Annotated in this window: 15 protein-coding genes and 4 pseudogenes; 16 read left to right on the forward strand and 3 right to left on the reverse strand. The window is 63.1% G+C overall.

Annotated features, from left to right (window positions below):
* From V1279_RS04950 to V1279_RS05010, 13 genes and pseudogenes are all read left to right on the forward strand, one after another.
* Nucleotides 1-1,173, forward strand: a complete 1,173-nt coding sequence (locus tag V1279_RS04950; protein ID WP_334433084.1) for a winged helix-turn-helix domain-containing protein — start codon at nt 1-3, stop codon at nt 1,171-1,173.
* A 68-nt stretch (nt 1,174-1,241) separates the two neighbouring features.
* Entirely contained in the window at nt 1,242-1,688 is a 447-nt protein-coding gene (locus V1279_RS04955; RefSeq protein ID WP_334433087.1) for a hypothetical protein, read from the forward strand.
* 251 nt (nt 1,689-1,939) lie between these two features.
* On the forward strand, nt 1,940-3,046 hold the full coding sequence (locus tag V1279_RS04960; RefSeq protein WP_334433090.1) for an efflux RND transporter periplasmic adaptor subunit: 1,107 nt from the start codon (nt 1,940-1,942) through the stop codon (nt 3,044-3,046).
* Between the two features lie 194 nt (nt 3,047-3,240).
* A complete protein-coding gene (locus V1279_RS04965) occupies nt 3,241-6,381 on the forward strand; it encodes an efflux RND transporter permease subunit (protein ID WP_334433093.1) in 3,141 nt (1,046 codons plus the stop codon).
* Between the two features lie 19 nt (nt 6,382-6,400).
* Nucleotides 6,401-7,009: a TetR/AcrR family transcriptional regulator gene (locus tag V1279_RS04970; protein WP_334433097.1), complete on the forward strand. Its 609-nt coding sequence runs from the start codon at nt 6,401-6,403 to the stop codon at nt 7,007-7,009.
* 144 nt (nt 7,010-7,153) lie between these two features.
* The gene (locus tag V1279_RS04975) at nt 7,154-7,777 is read left to right on the forward strand and encodes a flavin reductase family protein (RefSeq protein ID WP_334433099.1); all 624 of its coding nucleotides are present in this window, start codon (nt 7,154-7,156) and stop codon (nt 7,775-7,777) included.
* A 156-nt stretch (nt 7,778-7,933) separates the two neighbouring features.
* Nucleotides 7,934-8,926, forward strand: a complete 993-nt coding sequence (locus V1279_RS04980) for a L,D-transpeptidase family protein (protein ID WP_334433101.1) — start codon at nt 7,934-7,936, stop codon at nt 8,924-8,926.
* A 303-nt stretch (nt 8,927-9,229) separates the two neighbouring features.
* Nucleotides 9,230-10,484 (forward strand): annotated as a pseudogene (locus V1279_RS04985) (SMP-30/gluconolactonase/LRE family protein).
* A gap of 238 nt (nt 10,485-10,722) precedes the next feature.
* Nucleotides 10,723-10,989: a hypothetical protein gene (locus V1279_RS04990; protein WP_334433103.1), complete on the forward strand. Its 267-nt coding sequence runs from the start codon at nt 10,723-10,725 to the stop codon at nt 10,987-10,989.
* Nucleotides 10,990-11,243: 254 nt separating this feature from the next.
* A pseudogene (locus V1279_RS04995) lies at nt 11,244-13,512 on the forward strand (acyl-CoA dehydrogenase).
* Entirely contained in the window at nt 13,512-14,795 is a 1,284-nt protein-coding gene (locus tag V1279_RS05000; RefSeq protein WP_334433105.1) for an acetyl-CoA C-acetyltransferase, read from the forward strand. The pseudogene V1279_RS04995 and the gene V1279_RS05000 overlap by 1 nt, the downstream one beginning before the upstream one ends.
* A 2-nt stretch (nt 14,796-14,797) precedes the next feature.
* Nucleotides 14,798-16,892 (forward strand): annotated as a pseudogene (locus tag V1279_RS05005) (3-hydroxyacyl-CoA dehydrogenase NAD-binding domain-containing protein).
* Nucleotides 16,889-17,317, forward strand: coding sequence for an acyl-CoA thioesterase (locus V1279_RS05010; RefSeq protein ID WP_334433107.1), 429 nt, complete (start codon nt 16,889-16,891; stop codon nt 17,315-17,317). The pseudogene V1279_RS05005 and the gene V1279_RS05010 overlap by 4 nt, the downstream one beginning before the upstream one ends.
* 138 nt (nt 17,318-17,455) lie before the next feature.
* Here V1279_RS05010 and V1279_RS05015 read toward each other — a convergent pair.
* Nucleotides 17,456-17,755, reverse strand: a pseudogene (locus V1279_RS05015) (glycine zipper domain-containing protein); the annotation flags it as partial.
* Nucleotides 17,756-17,899: 144 nt separating this feature from the next.
* On the opposite strand from V1279_RS05015, the gene V1279_RS05020 reads away from it, so the two are divergent.
* Entirely contained in the window at nt 17,900-18,088 is a 189-nt protein-coding gene (locus tag V1279_RS05020) for a hypothetical protein (protein ID WP_334433109.1), read from the forward strand.
* A 24-nt stretch (nt 18,089-18,112) separates the two neighbouring features.
* On the opposite strand, the gene V1279_RS05025 is transcribed toward V1279_RS05020, so the two are convergent.
* Nucleotides 18,113-18,571 (reverse strand): nuclear transport factor 2 family protein, encoded by a 459-nt coding sequence (locus V1279_RS05025; RefSeq protein WP_334433112.1) that lies wholly within the window; start codon nt 18,569-18,571, stop codon nt 18,113-18,115.
* 250 nt (nt 18,572-18,821) lie between these two features.
* On the opposite strand from V1279_RS05025, the gene V1279_RS05030 reads away from it, so the two are divergent.
* A complete protein-coding gene (locus V1279_RS05030) occupies nt 18,822-19,655 on the forward strand; it encodes a DeoR/GlpR family DNA-binding transcription regulator (RefSeq protein ID WP_334433114.1) in 834 nt (277 codons plus the stop codon).
* A 10-nt stretch (nt 19,656-19,665) separates the two neighbouring features.
* Here V1279_RS05030 and V1279_RS05035 read toward each other — a convergent pair whose 3' ends face one another.
* A complete protein-coding gene (locus V1279_RS05035) occupies nt 19,666-20,286 on the reverse strand; it encodes a CGNR zinc finger domain-containing protein (RefSeq protein ID WP_334433116.1) in 621 nt (206 codons plus the stop codon).
* A gap of 60 nt (nt 20,287-20,346) precedes the next feature.
* Here V1279_RS05035 and V1279_RS05040 point away from each other — a divergent pair, with 60 nt between their 5' ends.
* On the forward strand, nt 20,347-21,261 hold the full coding sequence (locus tag V1279_RS05040) for a DMT family transporter (protein WP_334433118.1): 915 nt from the start codon (nt 20,347-20,349) through the stop codon (nt 21,259-21,261).
* Nucleotides 21,262-21,360 lie beyond the last annotated feature (99 nt).

Here is a 21,360-nt window from a genome sequence, read left to right on the forward strand (position 1 = left end):
ATGCTCCGCGCGACTGAACCCCGTCCCCTGACCAAAACCGAGGCCCGGCGAATCTGGCTGCATGCCCAGCGGCTCGATACGAACGAGCCGTTCGGCGTCGGACCGCAGGCGGTTGCGGCGGCGGTGGACCATCTCGGCTATGTGCAGATCGACACCATTCACGTCATCGAGCGCTGCCATCATCACATTCTCTATAGCCGTATCCCGGCTTACGCCCGCGCGGACCTGCGTCAGGCGCAGAGCGTCGACAAGAGCGTGTTCGAATACTGGACGCATGCGCTGTCCTATGTGCCGGCGAAGGATTTTCGCTTCTTCGTCCCGGCGATGCGAGAGCACCGGCGCGAGGGCCATCGATGGTTCGCCTCCGTGAAGCCCGAGGACACCCGCAAGGTGATGCGGTTGCTGCGGCGCGACGGCGCGCTGACCATCCGCGACATCGAGGACGACATTCTGACCGAGAAGGAACATCTCTGGCAGAGCCGCAAGCCCTCGAAGCGGGCGCTGCAGCTTGCCTTCTACACCGGCGAGGTGACGATTTCCGAACGTACCGGCATGCTCAAGACCTATGAGCTGATGACGCGGCATTTCGGCTGGGACAAGCCGCCGAAGCCGGCGACGTCGGCGGAAATCATCGCTTACCTGCTCGACCGTGCGTTACGTTCGCAAGGCGTCGTCAGCCTCGATTCCATTTGCCATCTCGACGCGCCGAGCAAGGCGGCGGTGCGGCGCCTGATCGAGGCGCGGGTGCGGCGCAAGGAATTGGCGCCGGTTGCGCTCGAAGGGGCCGGCAAGCAGGAGCATTGGATCCGGCCGGAAGTGCTGGAGGCGGATCCGCCGGCAGACGCGGGCGATGGCCCGGTGCACATTCTCTCGCCTTTCGATCCGCTTGTTATCCAGCGCAAGCGCACCGAATTGTTCTTCGATTACGGTCACCGCTTCGAGGCCTATGTGCCAAAAGACAAGCGCCTGTTCGGCTATTTCGCGCTGCCCGTCCTGGTCGGCCAAGACATCGTCGCCGCCATCGACCTCAAGACCGACCGCCAGAACAAGAAATTGCTGATGCAGAAATGGAGCTGGGTCGGCAAGGGCGCGGCGCGGGCCTCGCGCAAGGACTACAAGCGCCGCATCGAGGAAGAATTGGATCGCTTTGAGCGGTTTCAGCTGGCGGAGTGAGGTTTCCGTCCAGGAACCCGGCGGCGCCGGGTTGGTTGGTTCCATGTCAGGAAGCTGAGGGAGACGATATGGCCAAGGACAAAGACAAGGAAAAATCGATTCCGGAAAAGTTCACAGACGCGATGAAAGGCATCGCCGGCACCGCGACGGAAGCCGCAAGCCAGGCGTTGAAGGCGGATGAGCCGGGCTTGAGGGCCGACGAACGCGCGGTGGCCTATGTGCCGCTCGCCGCCGACGGCCTCGTTTCCGATCCGCTGATGGTACCGCCGGTCGCAGCCGCGCCTGCACGGCGAAAGCGCGCGGCAAAGAAGCGGCGCAGCGCAACGGCAGCCAAGGCAACGAAAGCCAGAGCGGCCAAGGCAAGGACAACGAAGCCCGGGAGGTCGAAGAATACGGCCAAGAAGGCCGCCAGCAAGAAATCGAACAAGGAGTCCGGTCCTGCGCGGAAGGTCGCGAGGAGCGCCAGAAAGAGCGTACCTACGAAGACGCGCAAGAAAGCTCGCCGCGCGCGGTAAATGGCGGCGGGTTTCGGCCGAGTAACCGAAGCAGGCGCGTAGCCTGGATTTCGCCGCGCTCCATTCAGGCTACTTCTCCGGAGACGGGCAACTAGGCGGGCACGATTTCGGCTGTCCAGCCGCCATCGGTTTCCAAGGAAAGCAATTACCTCTTAACCCATTTCCTATCACGAAATGATGACCACTGACGAATGTTGACATTCATCAGTGAGCATTCAATACTCTTCATCAGATCCGCGATGGAGAGTCCGATGTTTGCCCGTTCCATTTTCTCTAGCTATTACAGGCTCTTGACGGGAGCTTCGCTAGCCTTTGCGGTGTTCGCATTGGCCGGCTGCAATGAAAAGGCCGCCGAAACGGCCGTCCCCGGACGCCCGGTACTGATCGCCACGGTGCATTATGCAGCCGAGACGCCGGAGCGCAGCTTTGTCGGCACCATCCGGCCCCGGATTGAGACCGACATGGGCTTCCGGGTTCCCGGCAAGGTCGCCAAGCGCCTGGTCGAGGTTGGCCAGACCGTCGATATCGGCCAGCCGCTGGCCACCCTCGACGAGGTCGACCTGAAGCTGCAGGCCGAGCAGGCGGAGGCCGAATTTCGCGCCGCCACCGGCGTGCTGGCACAGGCTGGCGCCGCCGAGCAGCGCGCCAAGGATCTGCGCGCCAAGGGCTGGACCACCGACGCCCAGATGGATCAGAGCCGCGCCGCCGCTGATGAAGCGCGCGCACGCCTTAATCGCGCCGAGCGGCAGGTCGAACTCACCAAGAACTCTCTGTCTTATGCAACGCTGCTGGCCGACAGCCGCGGCGTCGTCACCGCGACCCTGATCGATCCCGGCCAGGTCGTGGCCTCCGGCCAGACCGCGATCCGCGTCGCGCGCTTTGCCGAAAAGGAAGCGGTGGTCGCGATCCCCGAGACGCTGGTCGGGCGCGCCAAGTCCGGTACCGCCACCGTAACGCTGTGGTCGGATGCGGAGAAGAAATATACTGCGAAGCTGCGCGAGATCGCGCCGTCGGCCGATCCGGCGACCCGGACTTACCTCGCAAAGTTCTCGCTGCCGGAAGCCGACGACAAGGTCTCGCTCGGCATGACCGCGACGCTGACGCTGGCCGACGCCGCCACCGAGCGCGTCGCCAGGCTGCCGCTGTCAGCGCTGTTCAGCCAAGGCAGCACCCCCTCACTCTATATTGTCGATGATGCCGGCGCGGTGAAGCTGCAGCCGGTGGTCGTGAAATCCTACGAGAGCAATTCGGTCGTGATCTCCGGCGGCGTCAATGACGGCGCCAAGGTGGTCGCGCTCGGCGTGCAGAAGATCGATCCGGCCCAGAAGGTCCGGGTGGTCTCGTCGCTGTCGTTTTAGTCCCGTCATTGCGAGCCAACGGGTCGCGCGAAATGCGCGCCCGATGACAGGCTCCGCGAAGCAATCAATGTCGCCACAAGGAAGTATGGATTGCTTCGTCGCTTCGCTCCCTTGCGCAAACGCTTCGCGTTTGTCGCAGGCAATGACGGTCACAGTAAGTCGCACCTTGGCAATTCGGTTCGTTGGAGAGTGACATGAAGCGCTTCAATCTCTCGGGCTGGGCGGTGAGCCATCCGACCCTGATCCTGTTCCTGATGATTGTGCTGGGTGCCGCCGGTTTCTTCTCCTACCAGCGGCTTGGCCGCGCCGAGGATCCGTTCTTCACGGTGAAGGTGGTCAACGTTTCGGCGATCTGGCCGGGCGCGACCGCGCAGGAAATGCAGACCCAGGTCGCCGACCCCATCGAGAAGAAGCTGCAGGAATTGCCGTTCTTCGAGAAGGTGCAGACCTATTCAAAACCGTCGTTCACGGCGATGCAGGTTACCTTCAAGGATTCGACGCCGCCGAAGGATGTGCCGTACCTGTTTTATCTGCTGCGCAAGAAAATCGCCGACGTGCAGGGCCAGTTGCCTGCCGGCCTGCTCGGGCCGAACGTCAACGACGAATTTTCCGACGTCGATTCCATTCTCTACATGATGACCGGCGACGGCGCCGACTACGCGCAATTAAAGAAGGCCGCCGAAGGCATGCGCCAGCGGCTCTTGAAGGTGCAAGGCGTCACCAAGGTCAATCTCTACGGCACCCAGGACGAGCGCATCTTCGTCGAGTTCTCGCACGCCAAGCTGGCGACGCTCGGCATCACGCCGCAGGCGTTGTTCGATTCGCTCGCCAAGCAGAATAACGTCACGCCGGCAGGTACGGTGGAAACCTCCTCGCAGCGCGTGCCGCTGCGCGTCACCGGCGCGCTTGACGGCGCCAAGGCGGTGGCGGAGACGCCGGTCGAAAGCAATGGCCGCGTGTTCCGGCTCGGCGATATCGCGACCGTTACCCACGGCTTCGTCGATCCGCCGACTTTCGTCGCCCGCCAGGAAGGCAAGCCGGCGATCGGCGTCGGCGTGGTAACCACCAGGGGCGCCAACATTCTCGAACTCGGCAAGGAGGTCGAAAAAGCGACCGCCGATTTCATGAAGGCCGTGCCGCAGGGCATCGAGGTGGAGCAGATCGCCGACCAGCCGAAGGTGGTCGAGCGGGCCGTCGGCGAGTTCGTGCATTCCTTCATCGAGGCGCTGGCGATCGTGCTGTTCGTCTCGTTCGTGGCGCTCGGCTGGCGCACGGGAATCGTGGTCGCCATGTCGGTGCCGCTGGTGCTTGCCATCGTCTTCATCGTCATGAACGCGATGTCGATCGACCTGCACCGCATCACGCTCGGCGCGCTGATCATCGCGCTCGGCCTATTGGTCGACGACGCCATCATCGCCGTGGAAATGATGGTGGTGAAAATGGAACAGGGCTGGGACCGCGTCCGCGCGGCCGCCTTTGCCTGGGAATCAACTGCGTTTCCGATGCTCACGGGAACGCTGGTCACGGCCGCTGGCTTCCTCCCCATCGGCTTTGCCAATTCGGCGGTCGGCGAATATGCCGGCGGCATCTTCTGGATCGTGGCGATCGCGCTGGTCGCATCCTGGTTCGTCGCGGTGATTTTCACGCCCTATATCGGCGTCAAGCTGCTGCCGAACATCAAGGTTCACCACAACCACGATCCGCACGCGGTCTATGAGACCCGCATGTATCGCATCCTGCGCAGCATGGTGCAGTGGTGCGTCGATCACCGGATCAAGGTGGTGGCGGCGACGGTCGGCGTGTTCGTGCTGTCGATCGTAGGCTTCGGCAATGTGCAGCAGCAATTCTTCCCGCTCTCCGAGCGGCCCGAGCTGTTCCTGCAGTTGCGCCTGCCGGAAGGCACCGCCTTCAACGTCACCGAGAAGGCCGTGAAGAAGGCCGAAGCGCTGCTCAAGGACGACAAGGATATCGCCACCTACACCGCCTATGTCGGCCAGGGCTCGCCGCGGTTCTGGCTCGGCCTCAATCCGCAACTGCCGAACGAGGCCTTCGCCGAGATCGTGATCGTCTCCAAGGACGTCGAGGCCCGCGAGCGGATCAAGGCGCGGCTGGAGAAGGCGGTCGCCGGGGGCGATCTGTCCGAAGCGCGGGTGCGCATCGATCGCTTCAATTTCGGCCCGCCGGTCGGCTTCCCGGTCCAGTTCCGGGTGATCGGCCCCGACGCCAACACGGTGCGTGACATCGCCTACAAGGTGCGCGATGTGATGAAGCAGAATCCCAGCGTTACGGAGCCGCAGCTCGACTGGAACGAGCAGTCGCCCTACCTGAAGCTGGTGGTGGATCAGGACCGCGCCCGCGCGCTCGGCCTGACCCCGCAGGACGTCTCGCAGGCGCTCGCCATGCTGATCTCGGGCGCGCAGGTCACGACCATCCGTGATGGCATCGAGAAGGTCGGCGTGGTCGCCCGTGCGGTACCGTCCGAACGGCTCGATCTCAAGAGCGTCGGCGACCTCACCGTGACCTCGCGCAACGGCGTCGCCGTGCCGCTGCAGCAGATCGCCAAGGTCGAGTATTCGCACGAGGAGCCGATCATGTGGCGGCGCAACCGCGACATGGCGATCACGGTGCGCACCGACGTCGTCGACGGCGTCCAGGCCCCCGATGTCACCAACCAGATCTGGCCGAAGCTGCAGGAAATCCGCGATCAGCTCGAGCCGGCCTACCGGATCGAGCCGGGCGGCGCATTCGAGGAATCCGAGAAGGGCAACGCTTCGATCGCCCTGCTGTTTCCGCTGATGGCGCTGGTGATGCTTACCCTGCTGATGATCCAGTTGCAGAGCTTCTCGCGTCTGATCCTGGTGTTCCTGACCGCGCCGCTCGGCATCGTCGGCGCCTCGCTCGGTCTCAACATTGCCAACCAGCCGTTTGGTTTCGTGGCGCTGCTCGGACTGATCGCGCTGGCCGGTATGATTATGCGCAACGCGGTGATTTTGGTCGACCAGATCGAAACCGACGTTTCCCAGGGCCTGACGCGCAAGGAAGCCATCGTCGAGGCCACCGTCCGCCGTGCCCGCCCGGTGGTGCTGACCGCGCTGGCGGCGATCCTAGCCATGATCCCGTTGTCGCGCTCAGCCTTCTGGGGCCCGATGGCCATCACCATCATGGGCGGTTTGTTCGTCGCAACCTTCCTGACCTTGCTGTACCTGCCGGGCCTCTATGCCCTGTGGTTCAGGAAGAGCCTGGATGAAAGCGGCCAGGCCGAACAGCCTGATCTTGCGCCGCAGCATCAGATCAAGGGTCCGCACGCGATTCCGCTTGCCGACGCCGCAGAATAATTGAACATTGAGAGCTGACATGACGCTGATTTCTGAAAACGTCGAGACCGATACCCGGGAAAGGATTCTCGTGGTGGCGGAGCGTCTGTTCAGGCAGATCGGTTACCAGAAGACCACGGTCGCCGACATCGCCAAGGAACTGCGGATGAGCCCCGCCAACGTCTATCGCTTCTTCGATTCGAAGAAGGCGATCCACGAGGGCGTGGCCCGCGGCTTGATGGGTGAGGTCGAACAGGCCGCGCAGACGATTGCGGCCGGCCGCGGTCCGGCGGCGACCCGCCTGCGCGAGCTGATGATCTCGATCCACCACATGAACGCGGAACGCTATGTCGGCGATTCCAAGCTGCACGAGATGGTCGAGATCGCGATGGAGGAGAGCTGGGACGTCTGCGTGGCGCATATGCTGCAGATTACTGAAACGATCGGCAGCGTGATCGGCCAAGGCGCAGCGTCAGGCGAGTTCGAGGTCGCCGACGTGCCGAAGGCCGCGATGTGCGCCTGCACCGCGATGATGCGGTTCTTCCACCCGCAGATGATCGCCCAGTGCGCCACCAAGCCCGGTCCCACGATCGACGAAATGATCGATTTCATCATCGCCGGCCTTTCGCCGCGCGCCAAGGCGAATTGACCGCTTCGCCACTTGACCGGTTATTTCGAACTGCGTAGCCCGGATGGAGCGTAAGCGTAATCCGGGACGACTTTGGCTGCTTGCGAGAGGTCCCGGATTGCGCTTCGCTCCATCCGGGCTACCAAAACAAGGAAAAACTCCGGCGTGACCATCAAAGACCTGCATTCCTACGAGCCGAAGAACGGCCACGGCCTCAAGCACGACCCCTTCAACGCCATTATCGCCCCGCGGCCGATCGGGTGGATTTCCTCGCGCGATGGCACCGGCAACATCAATCTGGCGCCTTACAGCTTCTTCAACGCCTTCTGCTATCACCCGCCGATCATCGGCTTCTCCTCCACGAACTGGAAGGACAGCGCCGGCAATATCCAGGATACCGGCGAATTCGTCTGGAATCTCGCCACCATGGATCTGGCGAAGCAGATGAATGCGACGGCGGCCCATGTCGCCCGTAGCGTCGATGAGTTCAAGATCGCGGGGCTTACCGCTGCGCCCTGCAAGCTCGTCAACGTGCCCCGCGTGGCGGAAAGCCCGGTCGCGTTCGAATGCAAGCTGACGCAGATCATCCAGTTGCAGGGCGCCGACGGCGAAAAGGCGCAGGCCTGGTTGACGCTGGGCGAAGTCATCGCCGTGCATATCGACAAGGCCTTCATCAAGGACGGCGTCTACCAGACCGGGCTGGCCCACCCGATCGTCCGCGCCGGCCGCCGCGGCGATTATTTCGAGATCAAGCCGGAAAACATGTTCGAGATGATCCGGCCGGATTGAACGTTTACCCGAACGTAGCCCGGGTGAAGCGAAGCGAAACCCGGGGAAGGTGTGCAAGAGAGCCATCCCGGATTGCGCTTCGCTCCATCCGGGCTACGGCGTCACGGAACTCCGCACCGTCCAAATCTTTATCAGATGTTGTTTCGGAGATTGCCAATGATCCGCGTGCTCGCCGGGCTGATGTTGCTCGTCTGTCTCGCCGCTCCAGCCTTCGCGGGCCTCGATGCGGCGGCGATCAACAACGCGGAGTTCAAGGGCAAGCTGCCGGGCGACGACAAGATCAATCCCGTAATCGTCAAGGCGCAGCTGCTGCTCGACCGCGCCAGTTTCTCTCCCGGAGAGATCGACGGCAAGCTGGGCGAGAATGCCGAAAAAGCCCTGAAGGCATTCGCCGAATCCAAGGGCCTCGCCGTCAGAAAGCAGCCCCTGACTTCCGAAGTCTGGGGCGCCTTGCTGGCCACCGGATCGGATCCGATCGTCGTCGACTACAAGATCACGGACAAGGACGTCAAAGGGCCGTTCCTGAAGAAGCTTCCTGCGAAGATGGAAGACATGAAAGGCCTGAAGGCGCTGCACTACACCAGCCCGCGCGAGGCGATCGCCGAGAAGTTTCACATGAGCGAGGCTTTGCTCGCGGCTCTCAACCCCGGCAAGAAATTCGACGAGGCCGGCCAAACGATCGCGGTGATGAACGTTGCGGTGAAAGAGAGCAAGTCAGCCGTGACGCGTGTCGAAGTCGACAAGATGTCCCAAACCGTCAGGGCCTTCGCCAATTCCGAATTGATCGCATTCTTTCCCGCGACCGTGGGAAGCGAGGAGAAGCCGAGCCCCAATGGCGTCCTCAAGGTGATCTCGATCGATGCAAATCCGTATTATCGCTACAACCCGGACTACAAGTTCAAGGGAGTCAAATCCAAGCGGGCCTTCAAGATCAAGCCCGGCCCCAACAATCCCGTCGGGTCCCAATGGATCGGACTTTCAGCGGAAGGATATGGCATTCACGGGACCCCCAATCCATCGAAAGTCAGCAAGTCGGAGTCGAATGGCTGCGTGCGTCTCACCAACTGGGACGCCGACAGGCTGGCAAGGCTCCTGAAGAAGGGCGTAGAGGTCGCCTTTATCGAGCGCGAGGCGGCCAACAAGAAGTGACGTCCTGGTTGACGCGGCACTGTGAAATGAAATCGTCAAGGCGTCCGGCACGACGTTGAATATTCCCGACGAAGGTTTGACGTAAAGCGTTGCCGGCATTCCGGTGGGCAAGCGCCCAAGCCGCTCGCCGACCGCGCGTGGCAGAGCCTCCCGACATGAGTTGGACGAGGCAATGCCATCTTGCATTGCAAGCCTCACGCGCGGGAAAAAATCGAAAGCAGCTCTCGCCACCGGCGACGGGGCAGAATAACCTAGAGTTGCCAGGCCGGGATCAACGGTCGGCGTACACATTGGGAGGATGCGATGACACGCCAAGAGCGCTGCGATCCACAACGGCAGCGCGATCCAGAAGTCTCGATATCACGACGAACACTCGTCCATGGTCTGGCGGCATGCGCCGGCGCCACCGTGGCGGGCGTCAGCGGCGCGCTGGCCCAAGGCGGCCCTCAGGGCGGCCCGGTGGCGCCGCCGTCGACGATCACCAGCCCGCCGCGCGATTTCAGTCCGCGCGGCGCCCCGACCACCTATTTCTGGGATCCCGACATTATCGCCGTCGATCCATCTTTCAACAATCTCGCCCAGCCCAACACCGCGATCAAGCGTCTTCATACCGGGCTGTTGTGGGGCGGAGGGTCCGGCCTGGAGCGCGCAGGGCCGTTATCTCCTGTGGAGCGACATCCCCAACAACAGGCAGATGCGATGGTCGGAGGATGACGGCCACGTCAGCGTCTTCCGCACACCCTCCAACAACTCAAACGGCAACTCGTTCGATTTCCAGGGGCGACAGCTCTCCTGCGAACATCTCACCCGCCGGGTCGTGCGCTATGAGCACGACGGCACCGCGACCGTGCTGGCCGACTCCTACAACGGTAAAAAGCTCAACTCGCCGAACGACGTCGTCGCGCATCCCGACGGCAGCTACTGGTTCACCGATCCGCCTTATGGAGGCATGCTCTATGAGGGCGAGCCCGACGTCGCGGGAGGACCGAGCAACGCTGCCGGCAAGCTCAACCCGCGGATCGGTCAGCCGGCCGGTTTCGTGCCGGGCAAGCGCGAATTGCCGACCAATTGTTATCGCATCGATCCCTCCGGTCGCATCGACCTCGTGGTGACCGAGGAGCAGGTGCCGGATCCCAACGGCCTCTGCTTCTCGCCTGACTACAAGAAGCTGTACGTCGCCTCTACCGGCAAGGGACCGGGCGATACTGGTCCGGGCGGCAAGGGCGACATGTTCGTGTTCGATGTCGGCACCGACAACAAGCTCACCAACCACAAGCGGTTCAGCGACTTCATGGTCGACGGCGTGAAGTGCGGACCGGACGGTGTGCGCTGCGACGTCAATGGCAATGTCTGGTGTTCCAGCAACGCCGGCCGCGCCGTCGGCTATAGCGGCGTGACAGTGTGGTCGCCGGAGGGCAAGCTGATCGGCCGCATCCGTCTGCCCGAGGTCTGCGGCAACGTCTGCTTCGGCGGCCCCAAGCGCAACCGCCTGTTCATGGCTGCGAGCCAGTCGCTCTATGCCGTCTATACCGCCACGCAAGGCGCGGGACCAGGCTGATCGGTCCGCCGCTCCACGCGTCATCTCATCGTCATTCTCCGATGCGCAATTGCGCATCGGAGTTCTCGCAGCGCGAGTCCCGGAATGATGGCGAAAGAGAATCCGCATCGATTCATTAAAATTCGTCACAAATTGGCAACCGGCAGCCAACTGTTCCGGCAAAAGCTGGGCACCCTTAAACTTCAGCTTTATTGCGAGCGGTGCACCCTTCCTTCCAGGAAGGGAGACTCATCTATCAATGCCTATTTTTAAATATTTTACCTACGTCGGGTCGGCGTTACTCGTATTGTTGTTTGTTTCAAACGCTTACCTCACCGACGACGAGAGCAATTTGCGGTTCGACGGATCGCTGTACGGGAGCGCGATTTACGCGCCTCGCGTGGAGGAAACACAGACGACCGCGGAGCGTCGCTTTACCCGCGATGTCACGCCTGCCGTTCGCGTCAGGGAAGTGTTTGCCGTTTTCGTCCCCAATGAACGGCGACGCAACAAGCGTGATTCATAATACCGGCGTGCCCGCGGTTGAGACCTGTGGGCACTCCGGACGGCAACCCTCCGGTAACGTCGCCGGTCTCTAACCGCCGGACAATGCAGCCGTTTTGGAACGGGTCCGGGCCGCCGCCGTTATCTCCCAGTTTATCTATTTCGCTTCATTCCCGATGCGAGGCGTCCCCGAAACCCGTGCTTTTCAGCTAGGATGAACTGACGTTTGGCACAGGTGAGGCGCGACGTCGCGCCCTCGATCATGAGGAGGTCCCCATGAGCTTCCGCCGCGATTTCATCAGCAAGCCGATCTTCGCTTTCGCGCGTGGCGCAATGCCCGCGATGTCCGACACCGAGCGCGAGGCGCTCGAAGCGGGCGACGTCTGGTGGGATGCGGATCTCTTCACCGGCAATCCCGACTGGTCGAAGTTGCTGGCGGTTGCGCCGGCCACGTTGACTGAAGAAGAAAAGGCCTTTCTCAACGGCCCCGTCGACGAGCTCTGCGCCATGCTCGACGAGTGGAAGATCAATTGGGAGTGGCGCGATCTGCCGCCGGAGGCCTGGGCCTTCATCAAGCGTCACAAAATTCTTCGGCATGATCATCCCCAGGGAATTTGGCGGGCTTGGCTTCTCGCCCTATGCGCATTCGGAAGTGGTGCGAAAACTTTCCTCGCGCTCGCTGACCGCGGCCGTCACCGTGATGGTGCCGAATTCGCTCGGGCCGGGTGAACTGCTGATGCGTTTCGGCACCAAGGAGCAACAGGATAGATGGCTGCCGCGGCTTGCCGAAGGCGCCGACATTCCCTGCTTCGGCCTCACCAGCCCGGAAGCCGGCTCCGATGCGGCGTCGATGGTCGATACCGGGATCATCTGCAAGGGCAATTTCGAAGGTCGCGAAGTGCTGGGCCTGCGCCTGAACTGGCACAAGCGCTACATCACGCTGGGGCCGGTCGCGACGCTGCTCGGTCTCGCCTTCAAGGCCTATGACCCCGATCATCTGGTGGGAGATCAGGAAGACCTCGGCATTACCGTAGCCCTGATCCCGACCCATCTGCCCGGCGTCGAGATCGGCCGCAGGCATTTGCCGGCGATGCAGGTGTTCCAGAACGGCCCGAACTGGGGCCGCGACGTATTCATCCCGATGGACTACATTATCGGCGGGCAAGAGCGGCTCGGGCAGGGCTGGAAGATGCTGATGACGGCGCTCGCCGCCGGCCGCGGCATCTCGCTGCCGTCACTCTCGGCCGCAGGCGCGGCCTATGCGGCGCGTACCACCGGCGCCTATGCCCGCATCCGCGAGCAGTTCGGCATTTCCATCGGCAAGTTCGAAGGCATCGAGGAGCCGCTCGCCCGCATTGCCGGTACGGCCTATCTGCTCGACGCCGCGCGCCGGCTGACCTGTGCTGCTCTCAATCAGGGGCATCATCCCGCCGTCATTTCCGGCATCATGAAGCTGCACGCTACCGAGCGGATGCGGATCGTGATCGACGACGCCATGGACATCCATGGCGGCAAGGCCGTGATCGACGGGCCGCAGAACTATCTCGGCAATCTCTATCGTTCAGTGCCGGTCGGCATCACCGTCGAGGGCGCCAATATCCTCACCCGAAATCTCATCGTGTTTGGTCAAGGCGCGATCCGCGCGCATCCATTCCTGCTCGACGAAATGAATGCACTGGGTGAAGCGGATCGTGCCAAAGGCCTCGACGCCTTCGACAAGGCGCTCTGGAAACATGTCGGCCACAGCTTCAAGACCATGTTTCGCGCCTGGGGCCGAAGCTGGAGCGGCGGCCTGTTTGCGCCCGCACCCGATGCCGGCGAGGCGACGCGGTTCTATCGCCAGATTTCGCGATACTCTGCGGCGTTTGCATTATGCGCCGACATGGCACTGTTGACGTTGGGTGGCGCACTCAAGCGCAAGGAAATGCTCTCCGCCCGGTTCGGCGACATTCTGTCCGAACTCTATCTGCTGTCAGCTGCGTTGAAACGCTGGCAGGATGAGGGACGGCAGAAGGAAGATTTCGCCGCGCTCGAATGGTGCATGGCGAGTGGCTTCAAGACGATCGAGAACCGCTTTGCCGAAATCCTCGCCAACCTGCCGAACCGGTTCGTGGCCGTGATCCTGAAATTCCTGATCCAACCGCTCGGCGCAAAGGTGCTCGGGCCGTCCGACCGCGTCGTGCATCAATGTGCGCAGCTCGTGCTGGAGCCGTCGGCGGCGCGCGACCGGTTGACATCAGATCTTTCCGCGGTCGACGATGATGGCGGCGTGGCCCGCCTGGAGAAGGCGTTCCTTCTGGTCACGGCGGCAGAAGATATTTCCAAACAGATGCGCGCCGCGCGCCTGCATGACTGGAAAGAGGCGGTCAAGAAGGGCGTCATTACACAGGCCGACGGCGAGAAGCTGCAGGCTGCGCATGAAGCCGTTGCGAAGGTGATTGAGGTCGACGATTTCGCAGCCGAAGCGCTGTCGCCGATTTACAGGAAGGGCGCCGACGTGCATCAATTCTTCCAGGAACTGGGTGAGCAGAGGGCAGCGAGCTGATGGCGCGACCGGTCTTTATCGTTGACGGCAGCCGGACGCCGTTCCTGAAAGCGCGTTCTGGTCCCGGGCCGTTCACCCCGGTCGATCTCGCCGTGCAATGCGGCCGGCCGCTGTTGGCGCGGCAGCCTTTCGCGCCCAACGCTTTCGATCAGGTCATTCTTGGCTGCGTCAACGTCATTGCCGACGAGATGAACCCGGCCCGCGTCGCTGCGCTGCGGCTCGGCATGGGCGAGAAGATGGTCGCCTTTACCGTGCAGATCAATTGCGGCTCCGGCATGCAGTCGATCGACACGGCTTACCGCTACATCCGCGAAGGCGTCTCAGACCTTATTCTGGCGGGCGGCGCCGAGGCGTTGAGCCACGCGCCGCTGGTATGGCCGCAACAGGGCGTGCGCTGGTTTGCGGGCCTTGCGGGAGCGAAAGGCATCGGCGCAAAAATCATGGCCGCGCTGAAGGCGAAGCCGAGCTATTTCAAGCCGATTATCGGGCTGGAGCGCGGGCTCACCGATCCCATCACCGAACTTAATATGGGCCAAACCGCCGAAGTGGTCGGGCATCTCTTCGGCGTCACCCGCGCGCAGTCGGATGCCTATGCCGCCGAAAGCCACAAGCGGCTGGCGAAGGCGCAATCGGAGGGTTGGCTCAAGGGCGAGGTCGAAACCGCGTTCGCCCGAGACGGAAAATTCTACGATCACGACGACGGCGTGCGGCCGGACTCGACGCCGGAGAGCTTGGCGAAACTGAAACCGGTGTTCGAGCGTCCCTGGGGCAAGGTCACCGCCGGCAATTCCTCGCAAATCACCGACGGCGCGTCGTGGGTGATCCTGGCGTCCGAAGAGGCGGTTGCCAAACACGGCCTGAAGCCGAAGGCGGCCATTCTCGACAGCCAGTGGTCGGCGCTCGATCCCGGCATCATGGGCCTGGGCCCGGTGCTGTCGGCGACCGAGCTGTTGAAGCGCAACGAACTGACGCTGTCGGATATCGAGACCTGGGAATTGAACGAGGCATTTGCGACGCAGGTGCTGGGCTGTCTTGCCGCCTGGAACGACGAAAAATTCTGCAAGGGGATTCTCGGCCTCGATGGCGCGGCCGGCGAACTCGACCAGAGCAAATTGAACGTCGATGGCGGCGCGATCAGCCTCGGCCATCCCGTCGGCTGCAGCGGCAATCGCATCGTGCTGCATCTCGTCAACACCATGAAGCGATTGGGCACACGGCGCGGCATCGCCACCGAATGTATCGGCGGCGGGCAGGGCGGCGCGATGCTGATAGAGGCGGTGTGATCATGGATTCGCAGATCATGAACGTTCTCGGTGATCGCGTGCTCGAACTCGGGCCGAAGTCCGATGCCGATGGGCCGTACAAGAATTTCAAGCTGACGCGGGATGCCGATGGCGTCGCGTGGCTCTTGTTCGACCGCGAAGGCACCAGCGCCAATACGCTTTCGGCCGACCTGATCGAGGAGCTCGACAAGGTGCTGGCGGAGCTGGAAAGCCAACGCCCGACAGGCCTCGTCATTCGTTCCGCCAAGAATTCCGGCTTCATTGCCGGCGCGGACGTCAATGCGTTTCGCGGCGCGACCGATTCGAGTGCAGTCGAGACCGAGATCGGCCGCGCGCATGCGGTGATCGACCGGCTTGAGGCCCTGCGGGTTCCGAGCGTTGCCGTGATCCACGGCTTCTGCCTCGGCGGTGGCCTCGAAGTGGCGCTGGCCTGCCAGATGCGGATTGCGATCGAGGACGCGCGGTTTGGTTTCCCCGAGGTGATGCTCGGCCTGCATCCAGGCCTCGGTGGCACCGTGCGGTTTACGCAGCTCGTCAATCCGATGCAGGCGATGCCGTTGATGCTCACCGGCAAGACCATCGATGCGCGCAAAGCGAAATCGCTCGGGCTGGTCGACGCCGTGACGCAGGAGCGGCATGTTCGCAATGCCGTGAAGGACGCCGTATCCGGCCGTATGAAACGCGCGCGGCCCGGGCTGCTCAACAATTTTCTCAGCCTCGGTCCGGTCAGGGGATTCCTCGCCGGGCGCATGCGCAGCGAGGCGGCCAAGGCCGCGCCGGAAGCGCATTACCCCGCGCCTTACGCGCTGATCGATCTCTGGGAAAAGCATGGCGGCGACCGTGCGGCGATGCTCAACGCCGAGAAGGCGTCTTTCGCCAAGCTGATGGTGACGCCGACCGCGCAGAACCTGATCCGCGTTTTCTTCCTGCGCGAGCAGATGAAGAAGCTCGCAGGCAGCGGCAACAAGATTGAGTACGTCCACGTCATCGGCGCCGGCGCGATGGGCGGCGACATCGCCGCCTGGTGCGCCGGTCAGGGCATGCGGGTCACGCTTGCCGACATGAAGCCGGAGCCGATCGCTGGCGCGATCAAGCGCGCAGCTGACCTCTACGGCAAGATCCTGCGCAAGCGCACTGCCGTGCGCGATGCGCTCGACCGGCTGATGCCGGACATGCAGGCCGAGGGCGTCCGCAACGCCGATCTCATTATCGAAGCGGTGCCGGAAAAGCTTGAGCTGAAGCAGAAGGTCTACGCGCGGCCTTGAGCCTGTCATGAAGCTCGGCGCGATCCTTGCCACCAACACCTCGAGCATTCCGCTGCAGGACCTGCGCACCAGGCTGCAGAGGCCCGAGCGGCTGCTCGGACTACACTTCTTCAATCCGGTATCGCGGCTGCAGCTCGTTGAGGTCGTCAGCCATGACGGCACCGATGCGCAACTATTGAAGGAGGCGCTGGCCTTCGTCGGCGCCATCGACCGGCTGCCGCTGCCCGTAAAATCCTCGCCCGGCTTTCTCGTCAACCGTGCGCTGACGCCGTACATGCTGGAAGCGATGGTGATGCTGGACGAGAAGATCGACAAGAAGGTCATCGACGCCGCCGCCAAGAAGTTCGGCATGCCGATGGGTCCGATTGAATTGGCCGACCAGGTCGGCCTCGATATCTGCCTCGATGTCGGCGACATGCTGCGCTCGAAGTTCGGCGACATGCTGCCGCCGACGCCGGCCTGGCTGCGCGACAAGGTCGCCAACGGAGAACTCGGCCGCAAGACCGGCAAGGGGTTTTACATCTGGAAGGACGGCAAGGCCGACGCCGGCGGCATGTCCGCGATCTCGGAACCGTCGGCGGAAATGATCGACCGGCTGATCCTGCCGATGTCGAATGTCTGCGTCGCCTGCTTGCGTGAAGGCATCGTCGACAATGCCGATGCAGTCGACGGTGCCGTCATCTTCGGCACCGGCTACGCGCCGTTCCGCGGCGGTCCCCTCAACTATGCGCGAACCCGCGGCGTGGAGAACGTGGTCTCGACGCTGGACGCCCTGACCGACAAGTTTGGCGGCCGGTTTACGCCGGATGCCGGCTGGGAGACTTTCAAGTGACGGAGACCCATGTGCACGCGCCGGTCAACACCGAGACCGAGCCGCGCGGCGACCTCTGCATCCGCACGCTGGCGATGCCGGCCGACACCAACGCCAATGGCGATATCTTCGGCGGCTGGCTGCTCAGCCAGATGGACATCGGTGGCGGCGTGTTCGCTTCCAAGATCGCCAAGTCGCGGACCGTCACGGTCGCGATCGAGGCGATGAATTTCCGCAAAGCGGTGTATGTCGGCGATCTCGTTTCGGTCTACGCCAATCTGGTGCGGGTCGGACGCACCTCGATTACCGTTCACCTGGAAGCCTGGGTGGTGCGGCGCAAAGAGTTGCAGTCGATCCTCGTGACCGACGGCAATTTCACCTACGTCTCGATCGATGACAACGGCCGTCCGCAGCCAGTTAGCCCGGCCGGTGTGATCACGACCTGAAGCTTACGGGCAGGGACGCTCGTAGCCGTCACGGCCAATGAACGTGCCGCGGCGCGGATCATAGGTCTGCGAGCGCATGCAGCGCGGCGTGTCGTCATAATACCGGGGCGGGGGAGGTGCGTACTGTGCCTGGACACCGCAATAGCGCGGCGAAACTTCCTGCCAGCCGCCGGGCTGTTCCACGTAGCAGCCGCCCTGGTAATAGCGATAGCCGCCGGGCCGCGGTTCGCCCTGGGCGCCGATCGCGGCGCCCGTCGTGGCACCCACGATCGCGCCAACCGCAGCCCCACGGCCGCCGCCGAGCGCGCCGCCGACAATGGCGCCCGCGGCGCCGCCGAACAGCGCGCCCCCGAGCGTGCTTTCCTGCGCCGCGGCCTCCTGGAGCGGTGCGCAGACCGCAAGGGCAACCAGCATCGAGAGCGCGAATTTCGGCATCATGTCAGTTCTCCAGCCATTGAACGATTCGCCAGCGTATTCTGCAGCCAGCTTTGACATAGGTTGGCCTTACGGCGCAACGCTGGAAGCGGGGAACGATTTGCCCCGCAACCCGTTGTAGGCCGGGAAGAAATCAGAGGCTGGACCATGTCGGACACCTATATCATCGAAGTCGGCTCGCAGTCGGCAGGCATTGTTGTGCGCGTGCCTGGCGGCTATCGGTTCTTTGCCGCCTCGCACCGTTTCAACCGGCTGGAGGGGCAGATATTCCGCAATGCTCGCGAGGCCGAGCACGCGGCCCAGCTTCTCGCCAGCGGGATGCCGCTGGCGGCGTAACCGCCAGCGCCGGTCGTCCAACGGTCAGAGCTTGGTGGCCGACCGCGACAGCAGCTTCCAGTCCGAACCCTGCTTCTGCCAGTTCATCAGGATGTGCAGGTTCTGCGGGACCTTCTTGCCGTCGGCCGCAAATTCCTGCTCGCCAACAAAGTTGAAGCGCACGATGGCGGCCGGACCGACGATGCGGATCGTGGGGTTCTTGTATTCAAGCGACGTCCATTTGTATTTCGCATTCTTGACGCCCGCCAGCAGTGTCGCCTTGTCGTCGACAGCTCCGCTGGAGTGGCTGTAGCTGAGTTCTTCCGCGCAGAGCGGGGCGATCCCTTCGGCATTGCCAGCCGCCTGCGCCGCACGGAAGGCTTCGACGTTCTTCGCAATGGCATCCTCGTCCGCTCCGGCAAAAGCCGGGACGACGCTCATGAGCCCAATCCCAAGCCCAAGTGCGAGTACGGGCAAGGCGAGCTGACGGCGATCGATGTTCATGGTTTCCTCCATTCGTTTCTGGTTGTGATCACAGTGTTGCAGCCACAAATTGCTTTGTCGAGCAGTCGCGCGCAGGGTGCGGGCTCGCATGGCTTCGGGCGCGGTCGCCTTAACCAGGATTCCTCGTTTCGCCCCGCCAAACGCCTTTGCGGCCGATCTCCCTCGTTGACCGCAGCCCCAATCAGCCGCACCATAACGGCAACTTTGTGCCCCAGCTCCATATCAGGTCCATATCTCAAGGGTGCCAGCCGTGGCCGGACTGTCCCACCGTCAGACTGAAATTCTCAACATCGCCCGCGCCTTTGGCCGGGTGATGGTGGAAGACCTCGCCAAGCGTTTCGAGGTTTCGGCGCAGACCATCCGCAAGGACCTCAACGACCTCTGCGACCAGCGTTCGCTGACCCGAATCCACGGCGGCGCCATCATCGCCTCCGGCGTCGAAAACCTCGCCTATGAGGCGCGGCGTTTTGTGGCGGCGGAAGAGAAGCGGGCGATCGGCATCGCCGCGGCGTCGCGGATTCCGAACGGCTGCTCGCTGTTCATCAACATCGGCACCACGACGGAAGAAGTCGCGAGCGCGCTGACCTCGCATGAGGACCTGCTCGTCATTACCAACAACCTCAACGTCGCGATGCTCTTGTATCGCCATCCGCGCATCGAGGTGATCGTGGCCGGTGGTGCGGTGCGCCGTGCCGACGGCGCAGTGATCGGCTCGACCGCGATCAGCCTGATCGGCCAGTTCAAGGTCGATTACGCCATCATCGGCGCCTCGGCGATCGACGAAGAGGGCGCGCTGCTCGACTTCGACTATCGCGAGGTGCAGGCGGCGCAGGCGATCATCGCCAACGCCCGCAGCGTCATGCTGGTCGCGGACTCGACAAAACTCCGTCGCAGCGCGCCGGTACGCATCGCCCATCTCAGCCAGATCCAGACCTTCGTGACCGATGCGCCGCTGCCGGCGGGCCTCGCCAGCATCTGCAGCCATCGCGGCATCGAAGTGGTCGAGGCGATGGACAAGCCGGCGGCGGATATCGACGAGCCGGGCGAGCCGATTCCTCCTCCCGCCGCCGTTCGACTGCGATAGCGCTTCGGCCCTATCGCGTCGCGGAACGCCACCGCCGTTGTTTTTCGCGATTTCCGCAGCCTTTCATGCTGCACCATTGCCGGCGTCGGCCCTTGCTGGTGTCGAGGTAATAGACGTCGCAGTCTGAGGCGCTACATTTACGAATTCTTTTGCGATCCTCGTCAACGAGCAGACATTCGATAGCGAGCGAACAGGCATGCAGGGGAATTTCTGGCGTCAGCGCTGGAGACCAGCGGCGATTGGCCAATCCGGGCGAAGGCGAGGACACCAGCGTCTGGGCCGCATGTGCCGCCTGGATCGCGGCGGATAGCGCATCGAGATCAGGCTGCCGCGCGGGCCGCCCTGAATTTGCAGTAGCCAGCACATCATGAAGGTGCTCGCGAAGCTTGCGCGCGCGTTTCAAGATATAAGAGCCCGAGCGGCTATCGAGCCGTTGCAGACGTGCGGCGGTCCGCCGATCGAGCAGTCCCGCCAGCGCCGCAAAGCGTGTCAGGTCATGATACGTTGCCAGGTTCTCGATCGGCGTGGACGAGGGCCGCTCATCCAAGGTGTTCACAAGGTCCAGAGCCGGATGCCCGCCGCTCCATTCGAACGGATTGGCGCTTTCTGCTTGCCTCACGTCGTGCTCCATCATAACCTGTAAAACATATCAAAAGGGTTATGAGCCGTCCATTGCTGTCGGGAGTCGATGATGACGGATTTTGCCGTCCCCGGGCGCGCTGCTGCGGAATATATCCGCGGCGCACTCTATGGCCTCGCCGCGGTCAGCATCTGGTCCGGATGGATCGTGGTGGCTCGCCTGGGCCTCAAGACCAGCCTCACGCCATGGGACATCGCTGCGCTTCGTTTCGGCGTGGCCGGTTTGCTCCTGCTGCCGTACGTCGTGCGTAGGGGCCTTGCTCTCGAACGTCTCGGCTGGATTGGGCTGGCGGCGATCGTGCTCGGTGGCGGCGCCCCCGTCCTGTTCGCGAACGCAGGCCTGCTGTTCGCGCCAGCGGCGCATGCTGGCGCGCTGTTTCCCGGGGTCATGCCGCTGGCGGTCGCGCTGCTTGCCGCGGCGATCCTGCAAGAGCCGTTCACCGGCGCGAAAAAGATCGGCTTCGTGCTGATTCTGCTCGGCGTCTTCGGCATCGCCTGGGGTACCGGCAGCGCGATCGGGTCCGGGCAGACGATTGGGCACGCGCTGTTTCTAGGGTCCGCCGCAGCGTGGGCCTGCTACACCGTCGCGATGCGTCACGCGCGGCTCGATGGGCTGCACGCGGCCGGGATCGCCGCCGTCGGCGCCTTGTTTATCTACGTGCCCGCTTATTTGCTTGTGGAGGGTGCGAGTTTCGCCGGAGCCCCATGGAGCGATCTGGCGCTTCAAGCGTTCGTGCAGGGGCTTCTGACCGCAATCGCGTCCCTCGTCTTCTACGGGCGCGCGGTCAGCATCCTCGGTGCCTCGAGCGGGGCCGCGTTTGCCGCTCTATCCCCGGCGATGACAGCTGTCATGGCAATCCCGATTCTCGGCGAGTGGCCGACGGCGACGGACTGGATTGCGATCGCCGGGATTTCCGCAGGTGTTTACGTCGTGAGCGGAGGTCCGCTCCCACAACGGCGGACCTGACCGCGCCGATTAAAGAATGGTCGTCCCTTGCCAGCCCCGCTTTCACCTTGCTTTCGTTTTTCTTTGTGATTAACTCCCATCCGAAAGTGAAATCGCCAA

The organism is Bradyrhizobium sp. AZCC 1610 (genome assembly GCF_036924515.1).
Taxonomy (GTDB): domain Bacteria; phylum Pseudomonadota; class Alphaproteobacteria; order Rhizobiales; family Xanthobacteraceae; genus Bradyrhizobium.

Bases quoted from the DNA above. Each gene is read 5' to 3' on its own strand.
- V1279_RS04950 (WP_334433084.1), top strand. From the start codon at position 1: ATGCTCCGCGCGACTGAACCCCGTCCCCTGACCAAAACCGAGGCCCGG.
- V1279_RS04955 (WP_334433087.1), top strand. From the start codon at position 1,242: ATGGCCAAGGACAAAGACAAGGAAAAATCGATTCCGGAAAAGTTCACA.
- V1279_RS04960 (WP_334433090.1), top strand. From the start codon at position 1,940: ATGTTTGCCCGTTCCATTTTCTCTAGCTATTACAGGCTCTTGACGGGA.
- V1279_RS04965 (WP_334433093.1), top strand. From the start codon at position 3,241: ATGAAGCGCTTCAATCTCTCGGGCTGGGCGGTGAGCCATCCGACCCTG.
- V1279_RS04970 (WP_334433097.1), top strand. From the start codon at position 6,401: ATGACGCTGATTTCTGAAAACGTCGAGACCGATACCCGGGAAAGGATT.
- V1279_RS04980 (WP_334433101.1), top strand. From the start codon at position 7,934: ATGATCCGCGTGCTCGCCGGGCTGATGTTGCTCGTCTGTCTCGCCGCT.
- V1279_RS04990 (WP_334433103.1), top strand. From the start codon at position 10,723: ATGCCTATTTTTAAATATTTTACCTACGTCGGGTCGGCGTTACTCGTA.
- V1279_RS05000 (WP_334433105.1), top strand. From the start codon at position 13,512: ATGGCGCGACCGGTCTTTATCGTTGACGGCAGCCGGACGCCGTTCCTG.
- V1279_RS05020 (WP_334433109.1), top strand. From the start codon at position 17,900: ATGTCGGACACCTATATCATCGAAGTCGGCTCGCAGTCGGCAGGCATT.
- V1279_RS05025 (WP_334433112.1), bottom strand. From the start codon at position 18,571: ATGAACATCGATCGCCGTCAGCTCGCCTTGCCCGTACTCGCACTTGGG.
- V1279_RS05035 (WP_334433116.1), bottom strand. From the start codon at position 20,286: ATGGAGCACGACGTGAGGCAAGCAGAAAGCGCCAATCCGTTCGAATGG.
- V1279_RS05040 (WP_334433118.1), top strand. From the start codon at position 20,347: ATGACGGATTTTGCCGTCCCCGGGCGCGCTGCTGCGGAATATATCCGC.